A 470-nucleotide genomic window follows, 5' to 3' on the forward strand; every position below is an offset into this window, starting at 1 on the left:
TCCTCGGCGACAGTGCTGCTGCCCAGCAGGTCGCCATCACCATTGGTGATTTCGACGGTGCCACCGGCCTCGGCGCTACCATTGACGGTACTGCCATTGGCCGTCTCGCCATCCGTCTCGGACAGGATCGGGGCATCCGGCGCGGTGGTGTCGACGGTGAGGGTGAACTCGCCAGACGCCGGGCTTTCGTTGCCGGCGGCATCGGTCGCGGTGACGCTGAAGACGTGATCGCCATCGGTGAGATCAGTGCTCGGGGTATAGCTCCAGCTGCCATTGGCATCGGCTGTGACTGTCGCGATTTCCTCACCGTTATGGGTGATGGTGACGCTGCTGCCGGCTTCGGCGCTGCCGGTCAGCGTCGGCGTCGCATCGTTGGTGCTGTCGCCGGAGGCGAGGGCACCGGTATTGGCTTCCACATCGTCGGTCGCGGAAGCGATGGTCGGCGTGTTCGGTGCGGTAACGTCAGCGTC

General features: G+C 65.1%; 1 protein-coding gene. It reads right to left on the reverse strand.

What is annotated here, in order from left to right; genetic code table 11:
* Window positions 1-470, reverse strand: a 470-nt coding sequence (locus QD280_RS17790) for an Ig-like domain-containing protein (RefSeq protein WP_279840151.1), incomplete at both ends; no start/stop codon positions are given.

The sequence above is a fragment of the Cobetia sp. 1AS1 genome (genome assembly GCF_029846435.1).
Taxonomy (GTDB): Bacteria; Pseudomonadota; Gammaproteobacteria; order Pseudomonadales; family Halomonadaceae; genus Cobetia; species Cobetia amphilecti.